Source organism: Bacillus alkalicellulosilyticus (assembly GCF_002019795.1).
Lineage (GTDB): Bacteria > Bacillota > Bacilli > Bacillales > Bacillaceae_F > Bacillus_AO > Bacillus_AO alkalicellulosilyticum.
On record NZ_KV917381.1, the window covers coordinates 1868514 to 1885803 of the forward strand.

General features: G+C 37.0%; 19 protein-coding genes and 1 other annotated feature. Of the genes, 13 read left to right on the forward strand and 6 right to left on the reverse strand.

Going from position 1 to position 17290, the window contains the following annotated elements; translation table 11 throughout:
* Nucleotides 1–33: 33 nt before the first annotated feature.
* A complete protein-coding gene (serA, locus tag BK585_RS09540; RefSeq protein ID WP_078556729.1) occupies nucleotides 34–1608 on the reverse strand; it encodes a phosphoglycerate dehydrogenase in 1575 nt (524 codons plus the stop codon).
* Between the two features lie 209 nt (nucleotides 1609–1817).
* Nucleotides 1818–2043: a binding site (T-box leader), on the reverse strand.
* A 102-nt stretch (nucleotides 2044–2145) separates the two neighbouring features.
* On the opposite strand from serA, the gene BK585_RS09545 reads away from it, so the two are divergent.
* Nucleotides 2146–3207, forward strand: a complete 1062-nt coding sequence (locus BK585_RS09545; protein ID WP_078553221.1) for a M14 family metallopeptidase — start codon at nucleotides 2146–2148, stop codon at nucleotides 3205–3207.
* A gap of 95 nt (nucleotides 3208–3302) precedes the next feature.
* Here the strand turns inward: BK585_RS09545 and BK585_RS09550 are convergent, their stop codons facing one another.
* Entirely contained in the window at nucleotides 3303–3551 is a 249-nt protein-coding gene (locus tag BK585_RS09550; RefSeq protein ID WP_078553222.1) for a ferredoxin, read from the reverse strand.
* Between the two features lie 301 nt (nucleotides 3552–3852).
* Here BK585_RS09550 and BK585_RS09555 point away from each other — a divergent pair, with 301 nt between their 5' ends.
* From BK585_RS09555 to BK585_RS09575, 5 genes are all read left to right on the forward strand, one after another.
* Complete coding sequence (locus BK585_RS09555; RefSeq protein WP_078553223.1) at nucleotides 3853–4908, forward strand: YpbB family protein; 1056 nt, start codon at nucleotides 3853–3855, stop codon at nucleotides 4906–4908.
* A complete protein-coding gene (locus BK585_RS09560; protein ID WP_078553224.1) occupies nucleotides 4905–6416 on the forward strand; it encodes a RecQ family ATP-dependent DNA helicase in 1512 nt (503 codons plus the stop codon). The genes BK585_RS09555 and BK585_RS09560 overlap by 4 nt, the downstream gene beginning before the upstream one ends.
* A gap of 20 nt (nucleotides 6417–6436) precedes the next feature.
* Nucleotides 6437–7030 (forward strand): CPBP family intramembrane glutamic endopeptidase, encoded by a 594-nt coding sequence (locus BK585_RS09565; RefSeq protein WP_078553225.1) that lies wholly within the window; start codon nucleotides 6437–6439, stop codon nucleotides 7028–7030.
* Nucleotides 7017–7313, forward strand: a complete 297-nt coding sequence (locus BK585_RS09570) for a hypothetical protein (protein WP_078553226.1) — start codon at nucleotides 7017–7019, stop codon at nucleotides 7311–7313. The genes BK585_RS09565 and BK585_RS09570 overlap by 14 nt, the downstream gene beginning before the upstream one ends.
* An 87-nt stretch (nucleotides 7314–7400) precedes the next feature.
* The gene (locus tag BK585_RS09575) at nucleotides 7401–7850 is read left to right on the forward strand and encodes a DUF2663 family protein (RefSeq protein WP_078553227.1); all 450 of its coding nucleotides are present in this window, start codon (nucleotides 7401–7403) and stop codon (nucleotides 7848–7850) included.
* 56 nt (nucleotides 7851–7906) lie between these two features.
* Here BK585_RS09575 and BK585_RS09580 read toward each other — a convergent pair whose 3' ends face one another.
* A complete protein-coding gene (locus BK585_RS09580) occupies nucleotides 7907–8125 on the reverse strand; it encodes a hypothetical protein (RefSeq protein ID WP_245805906.1) in 219 nt (72 codons plus the stop codon).
* Between the two features lie 646 nt (nucleotides 8126–8771).
* On the opposite strand from BK585_RS09580, the gene yhfH reads away from it, so the two are divergent.
* Nucleotides 8772–8915 carry a protein YhfH gene (yhfH, locus tag BK585_RS09585; RefSeq protein ID WP_078553229.1) on the forward strand — a complete coding sequence of 48 codons (144 nt, stop codon included), beginning with the start codon at nucleotides 8772–8774 and terminating at the stop codon, nucleotides 8913–8915.
* 120 nt (nucleotides 8916–9035) lie between these two features.
* Nucleotides 9036–9887 (forward strand): hypothetical protein, encoded by an 852-nt coding sequence (locus BK585_RS09590; RefSeq protein ID WP_078553230.1) that lies wholly within the window; start codon nucleotides 9036–9038, stop codon nucleotides 9885–9887.
* Between the two features lie 88 nt (nucleotides 9888–9975).
* Here BK585_RS09590 and BK585_RS09595 read toward each other — a convergent pair whose 3' ends face one another.
* From BK585_RS09595 to BK585_RS09605, 3 genes are all read right to left on the reverse strand, one after another.
* The gene (locus tag BK585_RS09595) at nucleotides 9976–10851 is read right to left on the reverse strand and encodes a glycine betaine ABC transporter substrate-binding protein (protein WP_078553231.1); all 876 of its coding nucleotides are present in this window, start codon (nucleotides 10849–10851) and stop codon (nucleotides 9976–9978) included.
* Between the two features lie 61 nt (nucleotides 10852–10912).
* Entirely contained in the window at nucleotides 10913–11755 is an 843-nt protein-coding gene (locus BK585_RS09600; RefSeq protein WP_078553232.1) for an ABC transporter permease, read from the reverse strand.
* Complete coding sequence (locus BK585_RS09605; protein ID WP_078553233.1) at nucleotides 11724–12941, reverse strand: quaternary amine ABC transporter ATP-binding protein; 1218 nt, start codon at nucleotides 12939–12941, stop codon at nucleotides 11724–11726. Before BK585_RS09605 ends, BK585_RS09600 begins: the two co-directional genes overlap by 32 nt.
* A 251-nt stretch (nucleotides 12942–13192) precedes the next feature.
* Between BK585_RS09605 and BK585_RS09610 the strand changes: the two genes are divergently transcribed.
* From BK585_RS09610 to BK585_RS09630, 5 genes are all read left to right on the forward strand, one after another.
* Nucleotides 13193–13735: a GbsR/MarR family transcriptional regulator gene (locus BK585_RS09610; RefSeq protein ID WP_139367533.1), complete on the forward strand. Its 543-nt coding sequence runs from the start codon at nucleotides 13193–13195 to the stop codon at nucleotides 13733–13735.
* 21 nt (nucleotides 13736–13756) lie between these two features.
* Nucleotides 13757–14629, forward strand: coding sequence for a 50S ribosomal protein L11 methyltransferase (locus tag BK585_RS09615; RefSeq protein WP_078553234.1), 873 nt, complete (start codon nucleotides 13757–13759; stop codon nucleotides 14627–14629).
* 155 nt (nucleotides 14630–14784) lie between these two features.
* Complete coding sequence (gene pxpB, locus BK585_RS09620; RefSeq protein ID WP_281248892.1) at nucleotides 14785–15543, forward strand: 5-oxoprolinase subunit PxpB; 759 nt, start codon at nucleotides 14785–14787, stop codon at nucleotides 15541–15543.
* Entirely contained in the window at nucleotides 15515–16285 is a 771-nt protein-coding gene (locus BK585_RS09625; RefSeq protein WP_078553235.1) for a 5-oxoprolinase subunit PxpA, read from the forward strand. Before pxpB ends, BK585_RS09625 begins: the two co-directional genes overlap by 29 nt.
* Nucleotides 16282–17232 carry a 5-oxoprolinase subunit C family protein gene (locus BK585_RS09630; protein ID WP_078553236.1) on the forward strand — a complete coding sequence of 317 codons (951 nt, stop codon included), beginning with the start codon at nucleotides 16282–16284 and terminating at the stop codon, nucleotides 17230–17232. The genes BK585_RS09625 and BK585_RS09630 overlap by 4 nt, the downstream gene beginning before the upstream one ends.
* Nucleotides 17233–17290 lie beyond the last annotated feature (58 nt).

Genomic DNA, 17290 nt, shown 5'->3' on the forward strand with positions numbered 1-17290 from the left:
TAGTTCTGTCCCAGCCTCTTCTTTATTTGGTTCTTACAATTCGATTTTGTCTGCGAATAGGATATCTTCAATTCCTTGTAATGCTTCGATGATTTCGTCGCTTACTTCTTTATCGACAGCAACCATCATGATCGCTTCTCCGCCTTCTTCTTTACGTCCCACTTGCATTGTTGCAATGTTCACATTGTGTTCAGCAAGCAATTGACCGACACGACCGATAACACCTGGACGGTCAGAGTGTTGAATATAAATTAAATGTCCAGTAGGGTAGAAGTCAACATTGAATCCATTAATAGATACGATACGAGGACCATATTCTTTTACGAATGTTCCTTTAAGGTCAAATGTACGGTTTTCACCGTGTACAACGGCATGAACGATATTAGAATAGCCGTAAGAGCTGTTTAAATGCTTTTCTCCGTAGACAATGCCACGTTCTTTAGCGATAAGTGCCGCATTTACATCATTAACACTAGCATCAACACGAGGCTGTAGGAAGCCAGCAATTAAGCTACGAGTTGTAATGGATGTTTCTAAATCGGTAACTGAACCACCGTAGAAAACTTCGATTTCTTGAACTGGCGTTTTCATGCACTGAGAAAGAATGTTCCCCATTGTTTTTGTTAATTCATAATAAGGCTTAACTTTTTCATATACTTCTTTAGAAAGGGTTGGTAAGTTAATTGAATTACTTACTGGATTTCCTTCTAAGAAGCGAAGAACTTCTTCAGATACTTGAGATGCTACATTTAATTGAGCCTCAGTTGTAGATGCTGCAATGTGAGGAGTTGCAATGACATTATCAAATGCGATTAAATCATTGTCAGTTGCAGGCTCTTCTTCAAACACGTCAAGAGCTGCACCAGCAACATGACCCGTTTCTAAATAGTGCTTTAAAGCTTGCTCATCGATGATTCCACCACGTGCACAGTTAATTAAGAAAACACCTTTTTTCGTTTTTCCGATGTTCACCATTCCAAGTAACCCTTTAGTTTCTTTCGTTAATGGTGTATGAACTGTGATAATATCAGCATTTTCAAGTACTTCATCAAGAGAAGCAGGAGTTACTCCGATTTTTTCAGCACGAGCTTGAGTTAAAAATGGGTCAAACACTAAAGATTCCATTTCAAAAGCAGCTGCACGTTTTGCTAACTGAGTACCAATACGTCCAAATCCAACAATTCCAAGTTTTTTACCGTAAAGTTCAATACCTTGGAATGCTTTACGATTCCACTGTCCACCTTTAATAGAAGCATTTGCTTGAGGAATGTTACGTGCTAAAGATGCAATCATAGCAAATGTATGTTCAGCCGTTGAAATTGTATTTCCGTCTGGAGCATTAACTACGACGACACCATGTTTTGTAGCCGCATCAATATCGATATTATCAACACCAACCCCGGCACGAGCAACAATTTTCAGATTAGGCATTTTTGCGAAGACTTCTGCAGTAACCGTTGTTCCACTTCGTACGATTAAGGCATCGAACGTATCAAGTGTATCTTCAACTTCGTTTACATTTTTCTCAACAATATTTACATTGTCACTCTCTAATAAAGGTAATAAACCTTCTTTACTCATTGGGTCGGATACAAGAATATTATACATGTTTAAACTTCCTTTCTGTTCTGTTGGTTCAATAACAGCTTGTTTCATCATTTCTCTCCACTCTCCTTATTTTCATATAAAGTACTAAAGTTATACAAAATGACCTCTTCTTCTTTCTATTTTTAAAGAAATCATTTTTTATCGGAAGGGGTGTCCGGCTTTTATGTAAGCGCTACAATAAAAAAAACTTCCCCCCACACGACATTGTCGTGAGGGGCGGAAGTATTGCTTTCCGCGGTACCACCCTCGTTCACATGTGCATTGCTGTACATGCCTTAAGGAGAATTATCTCCAAGGTAACGGATTCACCGTATGCTCCTACTTAGTTCAAAGCATCAACTCCGAAGTGCTTTTCCAAAATGGCCCAAACTAGTTTTCACCTACCACTAGCTCTCTGAATTGGAACAAATTTTCATTCTTCATCATTGTTTTTTAAATTTCTAATTGTTTGATAATTTACCATATTAAAAGGCTTTCTGTCAATGGCTTTTCATCTTTTTAAAAATTTAGACATAAAGTAAAGTAAGGAGGGAGAGTATGAATACGTATACAGTAAAAAAAGGCGATACGATTGCAAAGGTTGCAGAAAAACTAAATATAAGACCGATTGAGTTGCTATTGGTAAATCCACACCTTTTAGATGTTACTGATTATATTTTTCCAAATCAAGTGTTAACTATTCCTGATAGCCAAGCAAATGTATTAAAAAGTCCTTTTATCTGTCGGTCAGAATACGGACCTACTGATGTTTATAAAGAGATTGATGAGATAAAAAGAAATTATTCGAATAAGATGACAGTAGAAACGATTGGAAAATCAGTTATGGGGCAACCAATCCACTTATTAAAAATAGGCACAGGAAAAAAACAAATATTTTATTCAGGTGGATGGCATGCCAATGAATGGCATACAACCAAGTTTCTAATGACTTTTGTAAATCAGCTTTTATTACATGTAAAACAAAACAAAGAAATGGCTGGTTATCCTGTTTCAAAAATACTAGATGATGTTACATTGTATGTGGTTCCGTTAGTGAATCCAGATGGGGTTGAGCTTGTACATCAAGGGATTTATCCAGAACATCCTTACTATAATCAGGTGCTAGAAATTAATAAAGGTGCGCTTCGCTTTGAACATTGGTCGAGTAATATCCGTGGTGTTGATTTAAACCATCAGTGGCCCGCAGGATGGGAGATTGAAGCAGAGGAAAGTCCTCAACATCCTTGGCCGCGTCATTATAGTGGAACAGGCCCATTAACTGAGCCAGAAGCTAAAGCGATCTATACTCTTACAAAAGATAATAATTTTGCGTATGTTCTTGCTTTCCATTCTCAAGGTCAAGTCATCTATTGGGGGTATCGAGGATTAGAACCAAAAGAAAGTGAAGAGATGGTGACTAAACTATCATTGGCCAGTTCCTATTTGCCTGTGCATACCGCTGATAGTGATGGAGGCTATAAAGACTGGTTTATCCAAGAAACAGGTCGTCCAGGTTTTACAATAGAAGTGGGTGTTGGTACAAATCCGTTGCCATTTTCAGCTTTCTCAGAGATATGGTCTAACAATGTTTGTTTGGCACTCGAAGGGTTAGTGTTATAGCGATGATAATCGGGTGGTGCCAGGCACCACCCGATTACCCGATTATCATCCAAAAAAAAAATGACCGAGTAAATGTTCTCGGTCATTTTAAGGTTCTATTCAAATTTTAGAGCGTCGCCATCAAATGGCTCGTCAGCAATTTTAATTGAATCTGTAGGACAGCCCTCTTGAGCGTCATTCATATCATCAAGAAGAACATCAGGAATTTCAACGATTCCTTGATTGTCATCTAGAGTAACGAATGCAATCCCCTCGTCATCATAATCGTAAATATCTGGTGCAGCAGCACCACACGCTCCACAAGCAATACAAGTATCTTTGTCTACAATTGTGTATTTTGCCATGATAAAACCTCCTCTGTAAATTAAAAAATTGTAATTTCCTTATTTTAAACCTATGTATGATAAGATAATTTAGTAACAAAAATTATAAATTTTTATTACTTGTAAGGATTACAATTCCTATACATATTGTATAGTTGTTTTGTCAACTTTTCAACATTTATCTACTTGAGAATTCTTATCATACAAGGCTTTGCTTGTTATTTTTTTATAACCCTTATCACCTATTATTAAACACCACTGCTCGTAACATTTTGCTAAAATAATGGAAGAGGTCATTTTATATAAGAATGGAAGGTTTTAAATGACAATAATTGAGGGAATATTTCTTACAATCGCTAATCAGTTTGCCGGCAATCGATCGATATATGGAATTTATCATTTACTAAAAGGAAAACGGTCATCTCAAACGATTCAGGATGGATACTTATTTCATTGTCATCATTTGTTTGGTGTGATCCCATACATCACTAGGGAGACAATATTGAGCGTGAAAGAGGAACTACTCCAAAAGGAAATGATTATTTCTATAGAAGAAGACAGAGTAATGCTTACAGAATTCGGCGAGGAGTACAAGCGTACATTTTTAGAAAAGAATTCGTATATATCGTCGTTACAGGGTTGGAAGCATAAAGACATAGACCTGATTTTTTGGCAACGCCTTTCTTTGTATATCCAATGTTTGTCAATGTTTGAAGCGGGACAAACATCCTTTATTCCTATTACTAAAAATCAAACGGTATTGACCTGGGTAAAACAACATTTCCCTGCAAATAAGAAGGAACAAACAAACCAACTAAGGAGACTATACCTTGAATTGCATCGATTCTTAAAAGAAATTGAACCAGTACAAGCTGTACTCTTTACAAAAAAGGTAACGGGCTATCAACAAATCGGGTTAACTACAGAACAAATCAGTGAAGAGCTTAATCTTACTAAAGAAGAGGTTCGATTACGATTTTTTGCATTAATCCACTCGTTACTGGATTATATTTCTGCTCATCAAGAAAGTTGTCCATTGCTTAGGGAGGTGTCTGAACAAAAAAGGAAGACCTTTCACCTAACCACTACAGCTACGGTAACGTACTCATTCGTTAAAAAGGGAAAAACAATATCTGAAATTGCATCAGAACGAAAGTTAAAACAAAATACAATCGAAGACCATATTGTAGAAATTGCAATTGAAGACCCTTTATTTTCGATAACCTCTTATCTGACAGATGAACAAAAAATGCAGATTGAAAATGCGGTAAGAGAAAAGAAGACAAAAAGATTACGGGACATTAAGGCACACGTGGACCCTGAAATCACTTATTTTCAAATTAGACTTGTATTAACGAGAATGGAGGTAATGAAGTGAGTTCTCTTGAATCCGCATTGAAACGATTTTTTCAGTATGACCAGTTTCGAGAAGGGCAAAAGCAAGTAATCGAAGCCGTTTTAGCGGGTGATGATGTTCTTGCAATGCTACCGACAGGAACAGGAAAATCGATTTGTTATCAATTGCCGGCACTTTTGCTTGAGGGAACGGCCATTATTGTTTCCCCTTTATTATCATTAATGGAGGACCAGGTCCAACAATTACATAGCATTGGTCTAAAAAAAGCAGTAGCTTTAAATAGTTTTCTTTCTTGGGAAGAACGGATTAAAGTAGTCAATCAACTACATCTTTATAAACTAGTTTATGTTTCTCCAGAAGTTCTGCAATCTTCTTTTGTTATTCAAAAGCTAAAAACAATGCAGATTTCTCTCTTTGTGATAGATGAAGCTCATTGTATTTCGCAATGGGGACATGAATTTCGTACAGACTATTTAAAGTTAACTCAAGTTCGAACGATGTTACAGCGACCACCCTGCTTAGCATTAACAGCAACGGCTACAAAGGAGATTCAAACAGATATTATTCATCATCTACAATTAACGAACGAAACTCGATTGCTATACTCAGTAGACCGTCCAAACATAGCAATTGCAGTTGAAAAGCTTGAAACAATAAATGATAAGGTATCGATATTAACGAAATATGTCAGTGAGCTTCAGGGCCCTGGTATGATTTATTTTTCAAGTCGCGCTTGGGCTGAAAAGATGGCCATGCATCTAAGGGATCAGGGGATTGACAATGTAGCGTACTATCATGGTGGTTTAAGTCAAGAAGACCGAATTCTTATCCAGCAACAATTTATGAATGAACAACTGCAAATTATTTGTTGTACGAATGCGTTTGGGATGGGGATTAATAAAAATAATGTGAGGTTTGTGATTCATTTTCATTATCCTAATCAGATTGAGTCCTATCTTCAAGAAATCGGAAGGGCGGGGCGTGACCAACAAAATAGCATTGCGATTCTCCTCTATTGTGAAGAGGATCAAGTATTACCGTTAAGTCTAATCGACCATGAATTTCCCACAGTAGAACAACTTAGGATAGTCCTTTCTTTTTTAAGTCAAGTTGAGCGGCTTGAAAAAGGAGACGATCTTCTCTTACAACAAACGGCCAATCTTGAAGAGACAGTGTGGCGTTTTATTCAATATCATCTAGAAGAACAAAATGTATTGGTGGATGGAGTCGTTAGTATTAAAGGAAGAGAACAAGAAATGGTTGAACTATTTGAACGTAAAATAAAGGAAAGGGTAAAGCATAAGGCAAAGAAATTATCTGAGATTGAAGAATGGATTTATAGTTCTTCATGTAAAAGAACAGGATATTTACACCTTTTTGATCAAACTCTAATAAACAAACCTGAACAATGTTGTACGGAATGTGGGATTGAATTGGACATTTATCGTAAAACTGGAGAAAATAGAAATGAGAAAAAGATCGAAATATCAAACTGGGAATTACAGTTAAAACAAATTTTTCATCAATAAGCTAGGAATTGAGGGAATACATGTCGCAAACAAAAGCCATTGATAGGATGACTGACAAAGAAATTTTATTAAGTCTATACTCGAGTCAAGCTCTAATGTTAGCGATAGCATTAATTATAGGTTTATTTATGTTTTCGGATTGGAGTGAATTTTTCTCACTATTTACGTGGGATTTTCGTGAAATTGTGTTTTTCGGTGGTGGAGTGGCCGTACTGGTTATTGTCGTCGACCTCATCTTATATAAATTCCTTCCTACTTCTTGGGTCGATGATGGAGGAATTAATGAGCGCGTTTTTAAAAATCGAAATATCATTCATATTTTTTTCATCGCCCTCGTCGTTGCCGTTTCAGAGGAAATACTTTTTAGAGGAATTTTACAAACTGGGTTAGGCTTAGTGCCAGCGAGTTTAATTTTTGCAATTATTCATTTTAGATATCTATCGAAGATTATTTTATTTATAATGACAGTAAGCATTAGCTTTTTATTAGGGTATGCCTTTTGGTATACAGGGAATTTATTAGTGCCCATTTTTGCCCATTTTTTAATTGATTTTATTTTAGGAGTGTTACTTAGTAAAGCAAAAAGTAGGGGGGACTTACATGCGGAGATATAAAGATCAGGCTGATAATTTAAGAGAACAAATGGAAGAGACAAAAAATCAAGAAGATAAGCAACCGAATGAACTAGATGTAACCTCACTTCCACCGCGAAGTGAAATACACCGTGGTAAAAAAAGTAAAAAGAGAAGTAGGAAGGTGGATGAGAAACAGACGGATACAAAGGAAGTACAAAAGGAAAACAAACCTAGTACATTCCCGCTCTTTTTGTTATTTTTATTTTTAATACTTGTTACGTTAGCGATGACCTCGCACATATGGCTTGAATATCTTCCTTAACTTTTGACAATTTCAACTACAACTAGTCTATTCTTTCGATTTATATCATAAATTGTTTATAAATCGGAAGGAAGAGAGTCGATTACAATGGGAAAATCAACGAAAGACAAAGAGTACCAACGATATGTCTCAAGCATTGGAATAGTTCTATTAGACACCTTAGTTGAAAGAAAAAATAAAGAAAAGAAAATAGAGACACTTTTAACAAATTGGTCATTAACAACGCTTGGTTGTCTGTTGCTTGGCTGCATTTATGGATATTACACTTTTTCAAGTCAAAATGTACAAAATAAACTAGATGGGATGGCCTCAAACATTTTGTTATTTGTTTTCATAGGGATATTAGCAGTTTGCTTATCGCAGATTAAATTAGTAAAGAAAAAACTTGAAAAAGCGGAAGATGAGTTTGATGCTTTGCGTTTTGAGGTCATTGAGAGATCCGAAGAATTATGGGATACGAAAGAACGATGGAAAAATCGAGAGAAGGTTTATGAGTTAATGAAAAATGAATATGATGTGAATTTATTTCATAAATAATAAAGTTAGGTGGGCGACTTGCACCTAACTTTATTATTTATGTTGGACTACATTTATTATGCACTTAAGTGTGGATGCCCAAAAAAGGCATTATGCTCTCGACTGTAGGTCGTGCCGTTTATTAATATTTCCTCGTTACAAAAAGACTGCACTCTTCCAAAATCAACTGTTCTGTGCTCTTTAGGACAGAATACTTCAACAGGGAGTCCTAATTTTTTATTGAATTCAATGTCATCATTAGTTACAAGCGACTTATTTAAAAGCTTATAATACATCAAAATCAATCTACTCCTTTAGGTGATATTGTCCTTAATTTGTAAGCGTTTTCTTAATATTGAGTATAATTTATTTATCTAAAAAATTCAATAATATAATTAAAATTAAGCAATTTATCACAACATGCCCAACTATTTTCATTATGTTGTATTGTCTTGGTTATAAAGGTAAAAAAAGTGTGAAAGGGCAAAAAAAAGGAAAGCCAGGTTCAATGGCTTTCTCAAAGAGAGAAAAATAAGAGGTCATTTACAGTAATACTTTACCACGTATATGCGCTAAAGTAAATACATAAATACGAATTTTCTGTCTAATAATCTAACATTATCACTATAGCAACAGTGTTAACGTTACATATATTTACATTATACCAAATTTGTAACAATTGAAAGCGAGAGAAACTGTTAAAATAAAGAAAAGAAAGCTACATGTTGAGGGGGGATTCGATTGACTGGGGGAGCAGTATTTACTGTTTTAGCATTTACATTTTCAATTGTAGCTGTTTGTGTATTGATGGCTTTTATTATGTTCACTCATTTTGCAAAAAATTAAAAAAGTGACACGCTAAGAGTGCGCTGTAAAAAGTTAAAAATCGACTTTTCAATGCCCTTGCAACAATAAAATCAAATTCAATTGGAGGTAAGACCAATGTTAATTCCAGTTACTGAATTCTTTAAAAATCTACCCGTTAAATTGTGTAGTGAATGTGGAGAAGTGATGGAAGAAATGCACGAGTGTTATTTGCCCCAATGTGAAAAGTGTACTAAAGACGAAAGTCCTAAGGTCAGTTGATCTTAGGCTTTTTCTTTGCATAGTTAGAATAGACGTCTTTTAAGTTTTTCTTATAGGATATTTGCTCATAGTGCTAGAATACTATTTAATTGGAAATACAATTATTGAAGGAGCATTATCGTGAGCAGACATGAAATATTAATCGTAGCAGGGTTCACAGTCATTATTATATTAAATGTGATAATGATTACTACAGTCTTTCAAATGAAAATTATCGTTGGTTCTGTTGAGTATCTAGAACATGAATTGTCGAGCTTACGTTCTGAAATGTCATCTGTCCACTGGCAATTACAAGAACAAGTTGAGCAAAGTCAATGGATAACAAATTCTTCGTACACCATATCAAAAGTAGAGGGTGTAACAGCGTTTGTTGACATCGAATGGAATCTCCGAGAATTATCACCTAGTGCAGAGGTCGTGCTTTTTTACCGTGACAATCAATCGACGAGTTGGAAAGAGGTAATCCCAAACTCATCACCTAGTTTATCGTATAAAGTACAACTAGAGGTTCCTTTAGATGGGAATTACGAGACAAAAGTTGTAGCAAAGTCAGAGGATGTAATTATAACTGAGCCTTTAGTAGAGCTTGACTTTGCAAGTCAATTGAAAGGCAGAATTGATTTTGATGTTTATGTTTATGGGGAAGGCAAAGAAAATAATATTAATATACATGTATACAACCCTCTTGATCATAATTTCTTAGTTGAGGATTCAACAAAACTCAAAATGAAAAGGGCGAATGCTACGATATTTGTTAATGATTCTGTTGTAGAAACAGTTAACTTACTTGACTATCTTGAAGAAAACCAGTGGAATGTCGAAGAGGACCAAGATGGGGACGCTCTTGAGTATTCAACAGATGAAATCATTTCTTTTAATACTACTGTATTACTAGAAGACAATGATGATATCGTTAAAATTGAGGTCCATGTAGATGATGGGTTGGGATTACAGTATAAATATATTTACTAAAAAAGAGGGCGGGGCAAAGGTTGTTTACCTTTTGTCCCGTCCTCTTTTCCACTAGAGCATGTGAGGGCTCCATCACCGGTGTTCTTACTTATTGTAAATCTTCAATTGAATCGATGTCCATGTAAGCAGGGACAACTAATCCAATTTTCGCACCTTCTAAGTTTACGCCTAAATCAACAATGTCACCTTCGTAATCCGCCAAGTATGCAGCGTGAGTTCCTGGTAACCATGCCGATACCATCGCATCTGCAGCACCAGTAGCAATTGACGCCCAAAGTGGACCAGGTTCTAATTGAGTTAATGTTACGTTATATCCAAGGTCTTCAAGTACTTTTCCGATCATATGAGTTGAAGCAATTTCAGAATCCCAAGCGACGAAAGATAATGTAATTGCGTCGCCATCAACAGGGTTCACACCTTCTGTCCAAGTTGAAACAATATCTTGGTTGTTTTCTACCCATTCGGCAGCGGCTTCAACAGGATCTTTTCCTTCATTTACATCTACCATAATCGCACCCATATGCTCAGGTTCCCAATAAAAGTTGTCTAACACTTCATAAGCTTCTGGTAAATCTGTGTCTAGCCCAAGGCGAGCAAATGTGTGAATTTGTTCTTCCGCTCCAAATACACCCTTTGGATCTTCTAAATATTTTAAATCATATTTTGCAAATTTCCAGTGTGGTGTCCACCCAGTAACAACGATCGCTTTTTCATTAGAAATTGCATCATCTAATGCACTTGTCATCGCGGCACCCGAGCTTGGTTGAAGGTTATAATCGCTTAACCCATATTCTTCGATTGCATCTTCTGTAGCAGCCATAATCCCTGCTCCAGCATCGATACCTGTAATTGTGTACTCAAGTTGTTCCCCAATGCTTCCTGTTTGTCCACCAGTTTCTTCAGACCCACAACCTGCAACAATAAGTGCTAATGAAAGTCCTGCTAGTAATCCTACTTTTTTCATATTGACCTCTCCTTTTTCTATTATGTTATTTATGGTCAACTCTATTTGCATAGAGAGACTATCATGAATTTCCTTTTTCTTGATTAAAGCTTTGGGTTAATCGGTCTAGGATAATAGCTAAAATTACGATTGCTATTCCGGCTTCAAAGCCACCACCTGCGTCATTTCGTCCAACTGCATAATACACCTTAGTACCTAACCCCATGGCACCGATCATTGATGCAATAACGACCATTGAAAGGGCAAGCATAATACTTTGATTAATTCCAGCCATTATTGTACTTTTGGCCATCGGAAGTTGAACTTTAATAAGCTTTTGCCATCCTGTTGAACCAAAGGCCTCGGCAGCCTCAATTAACTCAGTGGAAACTTGACGAATTCCTAGATTTGTTAATCGAACGGTTGGTGGCATCGCAAATATAACGGAGGCAACTACCCCCGGCACCATCCCAATTCCAAAGAATGCAACTGCAGGTATTAAATATACGAAGGCAGGCATCGTTTGCATAAAATCGAGAATCGGTTTCACAATGCTTTCTACGACTTTGCTCTTGGCCATCCAAATCCCTAAGGGAATCCCAATAAGGACCGAGATCAGACCGCTTGTAAGAACTAACGAAAGCGTCAGAATCATGTCGTTCCAATAGCCTAAATTATCTATGAAGAATAATCCGATAAATACAAAAAGTGGTAAGTTCCATTTTCGCTTACTAATGAAATAGGCGAGTCCCGTTACTAGAATGATAAATAACCAGATTGGGATAATTGCTAGTGCGACACCTATTGTATCGACTAGGAAGCGAATCGTTGCGGTTACAGCGATAAAGAAAGCATCAGCATTTTTCAACCAATCCACAAAATGGTCAATCCAATCAGCGAGTGGAAGTTTCGGAAATAGTTCCATTGCTATTCACCTCACTTCCTGAAAGGGCAGCCAGTACAGCACCTCTTACAATAATTCCTTTAAGGCGTTTGTTTTCAACGACAGCCAGAGGAAGCCGGCTAGTAGATAACACATCCATCAAATCATAGAGTGGTGTTTCTACAGAAACTTCAGGAACTTGGTTATCAATAATTCCTTCTAAACTATTACTATTATTTTTTACTAGTTTAGACACGTCGTCGGCATGAACGACACCAACTAATTCCTTGTTTCTTGTAGTTACATAAATGCTAGAGATTCCCGCTTCTTTCATTCTCTTAAGGGCGACACGAGGGCCATCTTTTTCTAGCGTAACGACTTCAGGACGACGCATCACATGTTGTGCCGTAAATACCTTTGAGCGGTCAACATCTTCTACGAATCGCTCCACATACTCATTTTCTGGATTTGTTAAAATTTCTTCAGGAGTCCCGATTTGAATAATGGCTCCGTCTTTCATAATCATGATGCGGTCACCAATTCGTAACGCTTCATCTAAATCATGCGTAATGAAAATAATTGTTTTTTTCATGGTTTCTTGTAATTCTAAAAGCTCATCTTGCATGTCTTTACGAATGAGCGGGTCAAGCGCTGAAAATGCCTCGTCCATTAACAAAACATCAGGGTCATTCGCTAATGCACGAGCCAAGCCAACACGTTGCTGCATTCCACCAGATAGTTCGTTTGGGAACTTTTCTTCGTATCCCTTTAATCCAACTAATTCTAGTGATTGTTGTGCTGTTTGTTTTCTTTCTTTTTTAGGTACGCCTTGAATTTCTAATCCGTACTCAACGTTCTCGATAATTGTACGGAATGGAAATAAAGCAAACTTCTGGAAGACCATTGTCATGTTTTGACGGCGCACATCTCGTAATGTTTTTTCATCCATTGTTGCTAAATCGACCCCATCAATAATGATGCTTCCTGCTGTTGGCTCAATCAAACGGTTTAGAAGCCTAATTAATGTTGACTTTCCACTTCCTGATAAGCCCATAATGACAAATATTTCACCCTCATTAACCTCAAATGTTGCTTTATTCACACCAACCGTATGTCCGGTTTCTTTTAAGATATAGTCCTTTGATTTATCCTGATGTAGCATTTCAAACGAGCGTTTTGTCTTTTTTCCAAAGATTTTGGTTAGAGATTTCACCTTAATTTTTGACACATATATTCACCTCATTGTTGTTGTCGCCCTGACCTTTTTTACTATACACTGCTAATGTTTCCCTAACAAACCTTATATTCTGTAATAAAAGTTGATAATATATGTACAGTTTAAACTGTACAGAGTTAATGTGACTTATGCTTACAAATACTCAAGTATTCTAGAGATTAAGACCGTAAATGGTGACTTTATTGTGTGAACAAGTTTTGATACACTCATAATAGAGAGAAGGATGGAAGGGAGAAGCAACGATGACGATGGGGCACCTAAATGAAAATGTACAGTTAGAAAAAGCTCGTAATCGGTTTACCCAAGAGATATCAAAGAATATGGATTTATACGGCATTCATCAATCGATCGGGAGACTTTATGGTACCGTTTTTTTTTCAGAGGAGCCGATGACACTTGATGAGATGAGCAAAGAATTAGGAATGAGTAAAACAAGTATGAGTACTGGAATAAGAGCTTTGTCAGATGCCAATATGGTAGAGAGAGTTTGGCAAAAAGGTGTTCGCAAAGATTTATATCAAGCAGAAGAAGATTGGTATAAATCATTTTCTGCCGTATTTGTAAATCGCTGGAGAGTGGCTGTAGATGAAAATCTAAAAGCGGTTGAGCAACTAAGGAAAACGCTTCAAGATATCGAAAACCAAACAACGGATGAAACAATAAAACAACGCATTAGTGTCGATTTGGAAAAAGCAGAAAAAGCGGATAAGTATTACCAATGGCTAGGTGAAGTGATTAACTTATTTGAAAACGGAGAAATTTATAAAATTGTTCCGAAAAAATAACGTGAGTAAAGGAAAGAAGTTATGTTACATGAATATAAATTGCTCATATCTTATGAAGAAATAGAAGAAATAATTGAAAAGTTGTTGCTAGTTGACATAAGCAATACGTACTATGAGGAACCAATTGAGGTGAAAAAAACAGATAATGGCTACGGGTATTCTATTGGGGGAAAAAAGGACGTTGAACTTTATATATATGGTGACCCAGAGGAAGTGCCAAATTTACCTCAACTGTATTTTGATAAAATAGAAAAAAGCCTGCAACTTCCCCGTTCTGCGATTAGTTATCGTCTAATTGATGAGCAGTGGAATATGACTTTTGAAGATGTTTCTATTAATGAGGAATGGGTTATTCAATATCAGGGTTCAACGCAGAGCTATGACGATAAAAAGGTACTATTGTTTGACCCACAAGGCGCATTCGGGACGGGATTGCATGCAACGACGCAAGATTGTGTTCGAATGATTGTTGATGAAGATTTTTCAAACTTTTCGGTTTTAGATTTAGGCACTGGTTCTGGAATTTTATCGATCGCAGCTTCTATTCGCGGTGCTAAATCCGTATGTGCGATAGATATTCAACCAGTTACCAGAGAAATTATTCATAACTGTCAATTGAACGACATTAATAATGTGACTGTTGTGGAAGCTGATTTATTTGCGGATTATTCGATTAATGAAAGCTATGATTGGATTTTTATTAACATTGGAGCAGAGGAAACTGTATTATTATGCCAGCAGCATCAATTAATGTCAAAAGGCGATGCTTTCATCGTCTCAGGGATCGTTGACTGGAATGAACAAAAAGTAGTCTCTTATTTTATCCAAAACGGATATACAATAAAAAAACGCGCTCAACAAGAAGAATGGGTTACATTGATGTTTTTAAAATAGCTCGTCCAAGAATAATTTCAACTGGAATTGAAACTTTCCAGTGAAATTATTTTTTTTTTTTGTTAAGCCCTTCGATTGGGTGTACTGTTCATGTATAAATGCCCACTATACGTTAGACACATTTGATTCTATAATATTTGTAAGAGGTGAGGCGAGTGAATAAAAGAATGGATCCTTTAGGAGAAAACGCAGTCCGATTGTGTTTTGGAACTACGATTTCACTTAATACCCATAAAAGAATTCGGAGTTTTTGTGCGTTACTTCAAGAAAATAAACCGAAAGCAGTAGTCGAATGGGTTCCTGCATACACATCTGTGACCGTTTACTATGAACCTCGTGACAGTACATATCACGACATATGTCTCGTACTCGGTCTATTATATGAAAAAGCAAATATTACCTCTCATTCTTCTGTTAGACTCGTAACCATTCCCGTTTGCTACGGAGGAGAATTTGGGGAAGATTTACAAACTGTCGCAAACCATAATGGTCTCTCAATACAACAGGTTATCGAATATCATTCATCTCGGTTATATGTAGTTTTTATGCTAGGGTTTTCACCAGGTTTTCCTTATTTGGGCGGGATGGATGAAAGAATTGCGACACCAAGATTAGCGAGTCCTCGGCTCAAAGTAGCAAAAGGTTCTGTTGGAATTGCTGGACAACAAACGGGTATCTACTCACTTTCTACTCCGGGCGGGTGGCAAATTATTGGTCGAACACCGTTATCATTATTTGATATAAACAATGAAAGACCTGTATTGCTAGAGGCGGGAGATATAGTACAGTTCCGTTCGATTACATCTGAAGAATATGAAACGATATATAGCTCCATTCAAACTAATACATATAAACTTGAAATACGTGTAGTAGAGGAGGATGACGATGTCATTACGAGTCGACTTAAATTGTGATTTAGGAGAAAGTTTTGGTGTGTATCGATTTGGAACAGACCATCTCCTGTTAAAAGAAATAACCTCGGCCAACATTGCTTGTGGCTATCATGCAGGTGACCATAATGTGATGTATCAAACCATTCAGTTGGCTAAAGAAAATAATGTCTCAATTGGAGCACATCCAGGTTACCAAGATTTAATAGGGTTTGGTCGAAGGGTAATTGAAATTGACCCGCTAGAAATCTATAACCTTATCATCTATCAAATCGGTGCATTGATGGGGTTCGCCCAAGTACATGAAGTTACTGTGACCCATGTCAAACCACATGGAGCTTTATATAATGTAGCTGCAACGAATGAATCCGTTGCCAATGCCATTGTAAACGCAGTTTATGATTTAAATCCAGAGCTTATTTTATATGGTTTAGCAGGAAGTAAATTAATACATGCAGGTAGAACTAAGGGATTAAAGGTTGCGGAAGAAGTATTTGCAGACAGAACATATCAAGCAGATGGAACGCTAACAAAAAGAACACTCCCAAATGCCATGATAGAAGATGTTAATAGGGCTGTAGAACAGGTAATTCACATGGTTAAAACGGGAACATGTGTAGCGGTAGACGGTACGAGTTTCCCAATTAATGCAGATACGGTATGTGTACACGGTGATTCACCTCATGCGCTCACATTTGTTACACAGTTAAAGGAACGTTTATCTCAGCATAATATTTCGATTAAATCTATTGGACAAGACGTATGACAAGAACAGAAAAAGCAGTTGCGCGAATAAAAAAACCTGGACTTTATACGACAGTACAGGATGGTGGGCGAGTCGGTTTTCAAAAAAGTGGGATTGTGGTGTCAGGTGCAATGGATACGTACGCTTACCGGATGAGTAACTTGCTAGTAGGGAACGTATCTTATGAAGCTGTGCTTGAAGTCACTTTAATGGGGCCGACAATAGAAATTGTGGAGGATGCTGTTCTTTCGATATGCGGTGGCAACTTAAGTCCAACGCTTGACGGACAACCGATAGAAATGTGGAAGGCGTTTCGGGTCAAAAAAAATCAAACTCTATCTTTTGGTAAGCCGCAATCTGGAGCGAGAGCATACATTGCATTTCAAGGAGGTCTTTCACTTCCTAACGTGTTAGGTAGTTACTCCACTTATGAGAAAGCAACTATAGGAGGAGTGGAGGGTAGAGCGCTTCAAAAAGGGGATGTTCTTTATCAAATACCAACACAAACATCAATCCGACTAAGGAAATGCTCCAATAGCTTAATTCCTACATACAAAAAGAAGAGCAGAATCCGAGTCATTGCTGGACCTGATGAGGACAGATTTACGTCTTCTGGACGACAAACGTTTTGGGAACATGAATATGAAGTGTCCGTTCAATCCGACCGGATGGGTTATCGATTAGTAGGACCAAAAATAGAACATCAAACGTCCGCTAACATTTTATCTGATGCTGTCACATTTGGAACAATTCAAGTCCCTGATGATGGCTATCCGATTATTATGATGGCTGACAGGCAAACGACTGGGGGCTATACAAGAATTGGAACCATCATTTCTGTAGATTTGCCCTATGTTGCGCAAATGAAACAAGGTGATGTTCTTCAATTTGAACAGGTCAGTGTTGAAACAGCTCAACAATTATATTTGCAAAGAGAGTCTGTGTTGAAAACTCTCGCTTTTTTCTAGAAAAATAGAATGAGTGTTACTTTTATCAAAAAACTAGCGTTATATATGATATGGGGAA

What these genes read in the sequence shown, in the direction of transcription:
- serA (WP_078556729.1), bottom strand. Translation starts at nt 1,608, where the DNA reads ATGTATAATATTCTTGTATCCGACCCAATGAGTAAAGAAGGTTTATTA.
- BK585_RS09595 (WP_078553231.1), bottom strand. Translation starts at nt 10,851, where the DNA reads ATGAAAAAAGTAGGATTACTAGCAGGACTTTCATTAGCACTTATTGTT.
- BK585_RS09570 (WP_078553226.1), top strand. Translation starts at nt 7,017, where the DNA reads ATGCGGAGATATAAAGATCAGGCTGATAATTTAAGAGAACAAATGGAA.
- BK585_RS09575 (WP_078553227.1), top strand. Translation starts at nt 7,401, where the DNA reads ATGGGAAAATCAACGAAAGACAAAGAGTACCAACGATATGTCTCAAGC.
- BK585_RS09545 (WP_078553221.1), top strand. Translation starts at nt 2,146, where the DNA reads ATGAATACGTATACAGTAAAAAAAGGCGATACGATTGCAAAGGTTGCA.
- yhfH (WP_078553229.1), top strand. Translation starts at nt 8,772, where the DNA reads ATGTTAATTCCAGTTACTGAATTCTTTAAAAATCTACCCGTTAAATTG.
- BK585_RS09600 (WP_078553232.1), bottom strand. Translation starts at nt 11,755, where the DNA reads ATGGAACTATTTCCGAAACTTCCACTCGCTGATTGGATTGACCATTTT.
- BK585_RS09625 (WP_078553235.1), top strand. Translation starts at nt 15,515, where the DNA reads ATGTCATTACGAGTCGACTTAAATTGTGATTTAGGAGAAAGTTTTGGT.
- BK585_RS09630 (WP_078553236.1), top strand. Translation starts at nt 16,282, where the DNA reads ATGACAAGAACAGAAAAAGCAGTTGCGCGAATAAAAAAACCTGGACTT.
- BK585_RS09615 (WP_078553234.1), top strand. Translation starts at nt 13,757, where the DNA reads ATGTTACATGAATATAAATTGCTCATATCTTATGAAGAAATAGAAGAA.
- BK585_RS09610 (WP_139367533.1), top strand. Translation starts at nt 13,193, where the DNA reads ATGACGATGGGGCACCTAAATGAAAATGTACAGTTAGAAAAAGCTCGT.
- BK585_RS09565 (WP_078553225.1), top strand. Translation starts at nt 6,437, where the DNA reads ATGTCGCAAACAAAAGCCATTGATAGGATGACTGACAAAGAAATTTTA.
- BK585_RS09550 (WP_078553222.1), bottom strand. Translation starts at nt 3,551, where the DNA reads ATGGCAAAATACACAATTGTAGACAAAGATACTTGTATTGCTTGTGGA.
- BK585_RS09580 (WP_245805906.1), bottom strand. Translation starts at nt 8,125, where the DNA reads ATGTATTATAAGCTTTTAAATAAGTCGCTTGTAACTAATGATGACATT.
- BK585_RS09555 (WP_078553223.1), top strand. Translation starts at nt 3,853, where the DNA reads ATGACAATAATTGAGGGAATATTTCTTACAATCGCTAATCAGTTTGCC.